Source organism: uncultured Campylobacter sp. (assembly GCF_938017705.1).
GTDB lineage: Bacteria > Campylobacterota > Campylobacteria > Campylobacterales > Campylobacteraceae > Campylobacter_B.
This window is the reverse complement of sequence record NZ_CALIIS010000196.1, coordinates 1-9664: the sequence shown is the minus strand read 5'-3', so window position 1 is coordinate 9664 and position 9664 is coordinate 1. Positions and strand designations below refer to the sequence as shown.

Genomic DNA, 9664 nt, shown 5'->3' with positions numbered 1-9664 from the left:
GAAAAGAATAAAAAGCTTCAGAAATATTTTAAATTTGAAAAAGAGTGGCTAAAGATGATAAAAAAACAAGGGAGCGAGAAATAAAATGCTAAATTATAAAAATATCGGTTCTATTTACAAGCTTGGCTCTTTGTCCAAAAACGGCTCGGATATATATTTGCTTATCGGATCGCACTTTATGGATAAGATAGATATCTTTAGTAATATCACAACGGATTTTCTTATAGGCGTAAAGTGGATATTCTTCTACGCAGAGAAAGCGTCGCGATTAGAAGATATCTTTGATGGTTTTATAGAGCGGCACGATTTATTGGATATCGTTACATTGTCATACGGAATCGATGAAAAAACGGAGCTTGTAAATCTATTTTTATCCAAGATTACTCCAACAACTATGGGCGTATCAATATTAGATGAGAAAAATGCAACCGAAAACGAGCTATTGCATGAAATTCTAAAAGGCATAAATAATAAAAATAGCGATGAAATTTAAAATAAGGTGAAATATGCAGCAAAATGAAGAATTGTATTATTTAATAGCTGGATTCATATACGATTGGTGCGATATAGAGCTGTTTTGCGATGAATTTTATAAGATGTATGATTTGGAATCGCAATATTGCGCAACCAACAAAGCGGAAGAGCAGGCATTAAAAGAATTGGATATGATGACGGGTAGATTTTCTGAGTTTGATGAAGATTTTAAAAAGGCTCCTAACGTATTTTTTAAAGAAGGCGAGATAAGGCAAAAGGCAGAAGAAATTTTTCGATTATTTTCTAATATCAAAATTTCTAAAGAGGAATTTTTTAGATTTTTGAAAGAGCAGAGAGGGCTAAATTTTCCGATTGGCGTTGATTTGGGCGAAGGCTATGTAATGTGCCCGAATTGCTCTAATGCAATGAAGGTAGATGGACGCCAAAGCGTAATTACATGCGATAATAAATATTGTATCACTAAGTTTATCAATCCTTTAGCGAAATTAACGCTTGCGGAGATTAAGATTGGAAATGAATAAAATTTGATTTAGACAAAATAATTTAATACAAAATTTATGGAGAAAATAGATGCTTAATTTAGAAGAGCAGGAATTCCGCGTAAAGGGCGTTTATGATAATATAGAAGAGGCTTCCAGCATAAAGCAGCAAAAAATGTATTGGTTGAATGAGAACAACGTAGAGGGCCATATTTCATCGTATATAGAGCTAATGTGCACACTTTTGATGATTTTGATTTCGACGATTTTGCAAAAAATACGGCTTGTCGTTTAGGATTCCCGCCAAAACTTATAGAATTATTGCAAGAATTTAGAGATGCTATAAAAAATTATCAAGCCAAAGACGAAACCGATGATCGCGCCATTATAGAGGATCCAAATTGGCATATCGTAGTAGAAAAGGCACGAGACGCCATAAAAGAATGGGATAAATACGATTTAGGCTCGAACGATAGAACATTCAAATTAAATTAGGTAGTAAAAAACAAAAAATAGGATTTTAATATGATAGAAAATGAATTTGAATTTTTAATTGCCTCCGTGCCGGATAGAGAAAAAGTAGTAGCCGAGATCTGGCATATGGGCAGAGAGACTTTAATAGAGATCAACCATGAAACGAATAAGCTTTTAGTCGCTGCTACCGAGACTCGGCATAATATCAATTTTTACGAGCTTATATGGGCGCTATATGCCGGAGGATTATGGCTAAAAGATGGGAATCAAATACCGAATTTTACGGAGCAGTTTGAGAAATTTTCAAAAAGAAATGGAAGATGCTCGAAAAATATCTTTAAATTTACAAGATATGAAAATAAAGTGAGTATAGAACATAAAGGCAATCTAATAGCGCATGTCATAAAAGATGGCGACGCCCTATCGGTGGGTTTGTTAAATTTTGGATTTGAATTAAAAGACTGCGTAGAGCTCGAAAATTTCGTATGGGCTTTGCAAAATTCTAGGAAACTGCTAGATAGCGCGGTCGGCTAAGTATCGCGGTGAAAACATATATAAAGGATAATAAAATGACCGATTATTTCGTAAGAAAAGAAAGCGCGATAAAATTAAATAAGCTTTTGGGGTTAGATTCGACGGGAAATGAGCAAGATTGGGAGCTAGAATTAGCAGATATCGGCAAAATTACGTCAATGCTAAATTTGCTAGAAGACAAGACATTAAATTTCTACGACAAGATTGCTCTGTCGCATTTAATTGTCGCTTCGTTTGAGAAAGAGGATGAAGAGCTAGGCACAGTAGACAAAGATAGGATTAAAATATTTGCCGACTTTCTGGACGATAACTTACAAATCAAAAATATCATACAAGAATATTGGATAGTTGCGTATGGGAATTTGAGTAAAAATTTAGCCTATTTGATATTTGGGGATAAATAAAGGATTAAATAATGCAGCCCAAAATTAGAAATTTATGCGTATCGCTGGAAAATAGAATTTTAAATCTACATCCTTTTGATCCCGAGCAAGTATGCTGCTGCATAGCGACATGGTTTATTGAAAATAAAATTTTATTTCGTATGAAAGAATACGACGGTTGCGGCTTGGACGAGCTGTTAAAGTTAAATTTTAAAGATTATCCGACCGAGCTATCGATTTACGGCGACGGAAAAGCGAAGGATCTCTTTGGCGTAAAGATCATCAAATCGGACAAATACCGCTTGATAAATAAAATTAGAGCATTGAAATATCAAAAGAGCTTAAGACTAGTCTACGAGGAATTAAACTCGATTGTATTTGACAGCTTGGTAGTTAGCGTGGATTTGGACTTGGCGTGCGAATGCCCGCAATGGTCGCCTAGCGATTATAGAGTTATGTTGAATGAAGCGACGGACGAAATCGTTTTCGCCTGTATAAACTGCAAGAAGAAATTTTATCCGCATACTCTTACCGAGTGCCGAATAGATTGCGATCTCGCTATTCCTAAACACGAATATTTTATCAATTAACTATTTCAATCATTTCTTTTTATAGCCAACTTTGGTAGCCAAGAAAGAAGCGGACGGTAAGGGCTCAAATTATTTAACCTAGTCTAAATTTAACCCGCTCCGGCGCATTAAATTTTATGATAAATTTATGCCTAGGCACTCGGATATCCCTAAGCCCGAGTGCCGTTAAATTTCAAATTTAAAACTGTCCGAAAAGATCGTTCAGCGCCTCGCTAATGCTCGGGTGCGTAAAAATTTGATTTTTGAAAAAGTCCGCCTTCGCGCCCAGCGCCATGGCGATCGCCAGCTCATTAACGATCTCGTGCGCGTTTACGCAATGAAGCGCCGCGCCTAAAATTTCGCCGCTAGCCGCATCCACGACCGCCTTCATCATTCCCTCGTCGTGCGCCACGACCTTGGCGCCCGGCACCGCCGCCATCGAAAGCTTCAGCACCTTGATCTCGCGCCCGCTCGCTCTTGCTTTGCGCTCGCTAAGACCGATGCGAGCTAGCGGCGTGCGGGTAAACAGCACGCTTGCATGCGGTGCGCGGTTTTTCGTAGTGCGCGCGCCGTCCCCGAAAAGCGCGCTAAAAATGATCCTAAAATCGTCTAAGCTCGTGTAGGTAAACATCTCGCCGCCGCGCACGTCGCCTGCCGCGTATATGCTCGCAGTCGAGCTTTGCAGATGCTCATTCGTGATGATATTGCCGTATACGTCTGTCTGCACCCCCGCAGCGGCTAAATTTAGCTCACCCGTATTTGCGCGACGACCGAGGGCGTATAAAAATGCGTCCGCTAAGATCACCCTGCTCTCGCTCGCGAGGTTAAATTTCAACTCCCCGTCATTTAAGCTCAAAAACTCGCAGCCCTCGATGATCTCTACGCCTTGGGCTTGCAGAGCGGATTTGACGCTGGCGGCCACGTCCTCATCCTCGTTTTTCATAAATTTCGAGCGCATCAGCACGCTAACTTTCGAGCCGAATCCCGCAAACATCGAGGCAAACTCAAGCCCGATAAATCCGCCGCCGATGATTACGAGATGCTTCGGCAGCGTCTTTAAATTTAAAATTTCCTCGCTGCTATAAGCGATCTGCGAGTTTACCTCAAAGCTCGGCTCAACCTCGATGGAGCCCGTATTTACGACGATCGTTTCTGCCGAAATTTCACGCATTTGTCCATCAGGGCTTAGCACGCGCACAGAATTCGCGCTCGCAAAAGAGCCCTCGCCGTCAATTACATCGATATTCGGGTTTCCCTTTAGCATTGCTAAATTTTTTGCCCTCAGCGCCTCTACGAGCTCGTCCTTTTTCTGCATGCTCAGCACGAAATACTCTCCGAGCACGCTAAAATTTACGAAGCCTGCTTCCTTGCTCGCCGTAACTAGCCGCTTGGTCGGGATGCAGCCTACGTTGATGCAGGTGCCGCCGTACATTTGCGGCGAGCGCTCGATGAGAGCGACCTTTTTGCCCAGTGCGGCGGATTTTGCGGCAAGGGTTTTGCCTGCTTTGCCAAAGCCTATTACGATGATATCATAATCCATTTTTAATCCTTTTGATCTGAAATTTCGCGGGATTATAAGAGGTTTTATTAAATTTAAAATCTGAGTGGCGCAAATTTAAAGGCGCAGACAAGAGGCGTGAAATTTTACGACGAAATTCTAACTGCGGCACGGAATTTAATACGGAAAATAAAAATTTCAGCTCTAATCGTTTTAAAAATTCTGCGCCGATAGAATTAAAATTTTAAGCGCGGGATATGCGGCACTTTATAGCGCTTGGTAACAGATAGAATCAAATTCTAAGCCCCAAACCGCTCATAAAATTTAAAGGCACGAAAAACGCGGAATTTGCGCTGTAAAATTCCGCTATTAGCGCTTTTTTACGCCTAGCAAAAACATATCAATGCGGTCCTTGATTAGCTCGCTCGCTTTGAAATTTAGCTTTTCGTCGAAAAATAGCAGCCTGCTAAAATGCGGCTCTCTAAGCAAAAAGCAAAAATATAGCGCTAGGCTTTTTGCCGTGCGTCCGGGCGCAAACTCGTCCGCATGCGCCGCCAAATACTCATCCAGCGCATTAGGCGAACCTAGCACGCCGCTTTTTAAAAAGATTTTTGGGCTCTCGCTAAGCGCGCCGTTAAAGCCGCTGAAAAGTATCAGCCGGTAGAATTTTATCGCCTCCGGAGCGAAAAGAAACTCCAGATAAATCCCTGCAAACTCTCGCAGATACTCACGCAATTTTAGGTCTTTGTTGATTCGCATGCGCTCGTTCATTCGCTCGTCGAGCTTTTTGCTTTGCAGTTCGATGATGCGCAAAAATAGGCTTTCTTTGTTATCAAAATACTTATAAACCGACGATAGCGAGCCGCCGCTAAGCTCGATGATATCGCTTAAGCTCGTAGCCTCGTAACCTTTGGCTAAAAACAGCTCCAGCGCCGCGTCTAAAATGAGCTTGCAGCGAATTTCGGATTTTTTATATTTAGGCGATTCGGGCATTTCGCCTCCTTTGAAATACTAAAATTTTTTGTAAGTGTATAAAAAATATACTTAATTAAGCAACATTATTGGGCTAAAATTCTAAAAGCTCAGCAAAAAATAATTTTGCGCGGCTTTGCAAGCGAAACGAAATTTTATATCTAGCGGGCGCAAGCGAGCGGAATTTTATCGCGCGCCGGATGCGGTAAAGCGGGATCTATCTTCGTAAACGAAGCGTTTAATGCCTATTTTAGGCAAATTTAGTAATAATTACCTAAAACGCTAAAAGGCATCTTTGTATGAAAAAAGTCTCGATCGGCGAAGCAGCCGAAATTTTAGGAATTTCAAAAGAAGCCGTTTACAACCGCATCCGTAGAAATTCCTTGCGCGCCGAGGAAAGCGGCGGCGTACGCTACGTGCTTTTAGATGATGAAATGCAACAAAGCGAGCCCGCTTCGCAAGGCTCTGCAAAAAGCACGCGTACTGGCGGCGGGGCGGGCACTCAAAGCTTCATCGACTATCTCATCAAAGAAATCTCCGAGCTAAAAGGTAAAATCGAAGCGCTGCAAAGCGATAAGGACAGGCTTCACAAAGAAAAAGAGGAAATTTTAATCGCCTCGAAAGATGAAATCAAGCTGATGTATAAAGAGCGCGATGAGAAGCTCAGGTATTTTTTGTCGTTTTTCGACAAACCGCTGCTTTCGAGCAAAAGCCGCGAAGCCAAACCCTACGATGTCGAAATCAAAGAAAAAACCTTCGATCGTAGCGAATGGACGAGCCTTGCAAAATTCGTAAAAGCGCTCAAACGCAAAAAGCGCCCAAAAGCGCAAAGCCTAATCATCGAAAATATCGGCAAGAGCGAGTTTATCCGCGTCGAGGGAAACGAGCTTTTGATAAATCAAAGCCTAGATATAAAATCATTGAAAGGAAAAAAATGAAACTACGCAAAATCGCTAGCTATGCGCTGGTAAGCGGCTTCGGGCTCGTTATGGCGGGCTCGCTAGCAGGCTGCGACGATAAGGAGCAGGAGCAAAACGTCCGCTTGCAAGAGGGCGCGCTCGTGCGGCTCGAAGAGATCGCGCCGGGAAAATATAAAATTTTAGAGGAATTTCCGAGCGAAAAGACCCAGATCATCCTAAAATCGCTCGACGGCACGGAGAGAATTTTAAGCGATGAGGAAACCAAAGCCCTTCTAGCCGAGGAAAACGCCAAAATCGACGCCGGCACTTCAAATTTAACCAACCAAAACGCGCAGCTTAGCAGCGGCGGCATGAGCCTGGGCGAAGCGATCTTGGCAAGCGCCGCGGGCGCCATCATCGGCTCGTGGATCGGCGGCAAGCTGTTTAACAACCCAGCCTACCAAAGCCAGCGCCAAACCGCCTACAAAAGCCCGAGCGCCTACTCCAGAAGTGTAAATAGCTTCAATCAAGCAAAGCAGCAAAACGATAAGGCGCGAAGCGGCAAGAGCGGGTTTTTCGGCGGAAGTAAGAGCGGCAAGAGCGGTGGATTTTTCGGCGGTTAAGCACGCTTTGAAACATACAGCGCTTGACGCGGCGAGTTTAAATTTTAACGCGCGGCGCTTGAAAGTGAGCAAAATTCTGTTGTGGCGGAATTTTAGTTAAAACGAAAGCGCGCTCCGTATGGCACGTTTTCGGTGAAATTCGATACGGCAAATTACGTATCGCTCGGGGGCAATGTCCTACGGCTGCGTTGCCTCTAGAGAAATTTTACGGCGTACGTAGCGGTTCGCAATCCTTACGCGGCGAGGTTGTCAAGATAAAATTCCGCGCCGCTACGCGCATAGCGGTTTGTAATCATGCCGCGGCGATGTTATGACGAGGCGGAATTCGCGCCCGTTGCCGAGCGCATCGGATCGCATTTTTTACTGAGGCGTTGCCGCGGGGCGAAATTTTGATATGAAAGGCAGCGTCGTGCGATAAAATTTCATATTGCGACGCGACGTTAAGGCGAGCGAGGCCGTGCTGCGACGGGGGTTTTAATCACCGCATCTGCAATCGGAATTTCGTATCGCAGCGCTTCTTGCGGCAAATTTTATATCGCCGAGCGGTGCTAAAGCGAGTAAATTTACCCGAGCGAAATCCAAGTCGTAGCATCGCGCGATTAAGTTGTACCGCAGTTTTTGAGGAAGCCAAGGAGGAGCTACTTGCAAGGGTGTATTTCTTGCAAAAAAGGTGCCGCTCTGCGGCGGGGCAATGCACCGCTCGCCTGCCGAGCTCTGATTAACCGGTGCGCTTAGAGGTGCGAGCCCATAGCTCGCGTTTTATTCTGCTTCGCCGCGCTCGCAAGATACGCTGGCAGCGACTAGCGCTATGTTTGTTTTACGCTGCGGGCGGAATTTTAAAATTTACATAAAAAGGAAAATCTATGCAACTAAAAAAGATAACGCCGTTAAGCAACGAGTATCTCGAAAAGCTCGGCTTTTACTGGCACACGGACGCAGACGAGACCCCTTACGTCAGCGACGAGATTGTGCGCGTGAGCGCTGCGGAGGCGGATGCGTATTACGAAGCGGCGAACGAGCTATACGAGATGTTTGTCGCGGCCGCGCAGCACGTCATCGACAACAACCTCTTCCACGAGCTCGGTATCCCCTTCAACCTCGTAGATCTAATCAAGCAAAGCTGGGAAAACGAGGTGCACTGGCACCTATACGGGCGCTTCGATTTCGCGGGCGGGCTGGACGGCAAGCCGATCAAGCTGATAGAATTTAACGCCGACACGCCCACGGCGGTGTTTGAGACCGCGATCATCCAGTGGGCGATGCTGAAAGAAAACGGCATGGACGAGGCAAGCCAGTTCAACGACCTCTACGACGCGCTGCGCGATAATTTCAAGCGGCTCGTGGTGCTTGACGGCGAGCTGGAGGACTTTTCTAAATTTTACGAGGGATGGAAAATTTTATTTAGCAGCGTCGCGGGCAACGTCGAGGACGAAAAGACGACGAAGCTTTTGCAGCAGACCGCGGAAGATGCGGGCTTTAAGACGCGCTTTGCCTACGTGGACGAGGTGGAATTTAACGACGAAGAGGGCGTGTTTTTTGACGGCGAAAACTACGAGTATTGGTTCAAGCTCATCCCTTGGGAAGCGATCGCGATCGAGGAGGGCGAGCTTGCGATACTGCTAAAAAACATCGTGCAAAATCAAAAGGCTATCATTCTAAACCCCGCATACACGCTGCTTTTCCAAAGCAAGGGGATTATGAAAATACTGTGGGATCTCTATCCGAACCACCCGCTGCTGCTGCAAAGCTCCTTTTCGCCAATCATCGGTAAAAAGATGATCAAAAAGCCGTTTTTGGCGCGCGAGGGAGCGAACGTGGCGATTTTCGACGCCGACGGCAAAAAAATAGAGGAAAACGGCGGCGAATACGGAAATCAGAAATTTTTGTATCAGGAATTTTACGAGCTCAACAAAGACGAGCGCGCCCAGAGCTATCAAGCGGGGGTGTTTTTCGCCTTTGAGGGCTGCGCGCTGGGCTTCCGCAAGGGCGGCGAGATACTCAATAATCTTTCAAAATTTGTGGGACACTACATCGAGGACGCGCAGTAGCGGCGCGGCAAATTTTATAAAATTTGAGAAATTTTAGGGCGGAGTATTTTGGCGATAGCTTTGGCGATAAGGCTCTCGCGGCGGTAAATTTTATCGCCGCTTGGCAGTAAAATTTAACGCTAGGAGAGGCTACGGTAAAATTTAACGTAGCGTCGCAACCAAAATTCTGCGCGGATAAATTTCGTGCAGGCTAAATTGGCGCGAGCTAAAATTCCGCGCGAATTGAGATTTGCACGAGCTAAATTTTAAAATTTAAACGCGAACGGTGGCAGCGATTAAATTTATCTCTCGCTTCGGCGCAAATTGAAATTTTAAATTTAGACGCGGATTTCAGCGGCGGTAAAATTTACCGCTTGCTTCAGCGCGAGTTAGAATTTTAAAATTTAACGCCGCGCGCGCTGCGAGCATTAAATTTCACGAGGACGGAATTCGCGATAGTTAAATTTTGCGAGAGCAAATTTTGCAATAGTTAAGTTCGCAGAGTTAAAATTTTGCCGTTTAAGCGCCGCGCTCCGACTGCGCGGCGGAATTTGACGGCTAAATTTAGCCGCGCGGCTACGACTTAAAATTTTAAAACGCAAAGGGGGAAATATGAAAATCGTATGTTTGGATGCCGCGACGCTGGGAGGCGATGCCGATCTTAGCGAGATCGCGAGCTTGGGCGAGTTTGAAAGCTACGAGATGACCGAG

General features: G+C 44.7%; 11 protein-coding genes and 1 pseudogene. 10 read left to right on the top strand and 2 right to left on the bottom strand.

Going from position 1 to position 9664, the window contains the following annotated elements; translation table 11 throughout:
- Positions 1–85: 85 nt before the first annotated feature.
- The 6 genes from Q0605_RS09045 (at position 86) to Q0605_RS09020 (ending at position 2955) form a co-directional block, all read left to right on the top strand.
- Positions 86–493, top strand: a complete 408-nt coding sequence (locus tag Q0605_RS09045; RefSeq protein ID WP_298706367.1) for a hypothetical protein — start codon at positions 86–88, stop codon at positions 491–493.
- 13 nt (positions 494–506) lie between these two features.
- Positions 507–1016, top strand: a complete 510-nt coding sequence (locus tag Q0605_RS09040) for a hypothetical protein (RefSeq protein WP_298706365.1) — start codon at positions 507–509, stop codon at positions 1014–1016.
- A 49-nt stretch (positions 1017–1065) separates the two neighbouring features.
- Entirely contained in the window at positions 1066–1269 is a 204-nt protein-coding gene (locus tag Q0605_RS09035) for a hypothetical protein (RefSeq protein ID WP_298063788.1), read from the top strand.
- A gap of 230 nt (positions 1270–1499) precedes the next feature.
- Positions 1500–1982, top strand: a complete 483-nt coding sequence (locus Q0605_RS09030; RefSeq protein ID WP_298706363.1) for a hypothetical protein — start codon at positions 1500–1502, stop codon at positions 1980–1982.
- A 35-nt stretch (positions 1983–2017) separates the two neighbouring features.
- The gene (locus Q0605_RS09025; RefSeq protein WP_298706361.1) at positions 2018–2386 is read left to right on the top strand and encodes a hypothetical protein; all 369 of its coding nucleotides are present in this window, start codon (positions 2018–2020) and stop codon (positions 2384–2386) included.
- Between the two features lie 11 nt (positions 2387–2397).
- Positions 2398–2955 (top strand): hypothetical protein, encoded by a 558-nt coding sequence (locus Q0605_RS09020; RefSeq protein WP_298706359.1) that lies wholly within the window; start codon positions 2398–2400, stop codon positions 2953–2955.
- Between the two features lie 178 nt (positions 2956–3133).
- Here Q0605_RS09020 and Q0605_RS09015 read toward each other — a convergent pair whose 3' ends face one another.
- Complete coding sequence (locus Q0605_RS09015) at positions 3134–4474, bottom strand: FAD-dependent oxidoreductase (RefSeq protein ID WP_298706357.1); 1341 nt, start codon at positions 4472–4474, stop codon at positions 3134–3136.
- 327 nt (positions 4475–4801) lie between these two features.
- Positions 4802–5425, bottom strand: a complete 624-nt coding sequence (locus Q0605_RS09010; protein ID WP_297880993.1) for a TetR/AcrR family transcriptional regulator — start codon at positions 5423–5425, stop codon at positions 4802–4804.
- Between the two features lie 278 nt (positions 5426–5703).
- On the opposite strand from Q0605_RS09010, the gene Q0605_RS09005 reads away from it, so the two are divergent.
- From Q0605_RS09005 to Q0605_RS08990, 4 genes and pseudogenes are all read left to right on the top strand, one after another.
- Complete coding sequence (locus Q0605_RS09005; RefSeq protein ID WP_298706355.1) at positions 5704–6342, top strand: helix-turn-helix domain-containing protein; 639 nt, start codon at positions 5704–5706, stop codon at positions 6340–6342.
- Positions 6339–6926, top strand: a complete 588-nt coding sequence (locus tag Q0605_RS09000; protein WP_298706353.1) for a UPF0323 family lipoprotein — start codon at positions 6339–6341, stop codon at positions 6924–6926. Before Q0605_RS09005 ends, Q0605_RS09000 begins: the two co-directional genes overlap by 4 nt.
- Positions 6927–7789: 863 nt before the next feature.
- On the top strand, positions 7790–8974 hold the full coding sequence (locus Q0605_RS08995; protein ID WP_298706351.1) for a glutathionylspermidine synthase family protein: 1185 nt from the start codon (positions 7790–7792) through the stop codon (positions 8972–8974).
- A gap of 591 nt (positions 8975–9565) precedes the next feature.
- Positions 9566–9664 (top strand): annotated as a pseudogene (locus tag Q0605_RS08990) (hydroxyacid dehydrogenase); the annotation flags it as partial.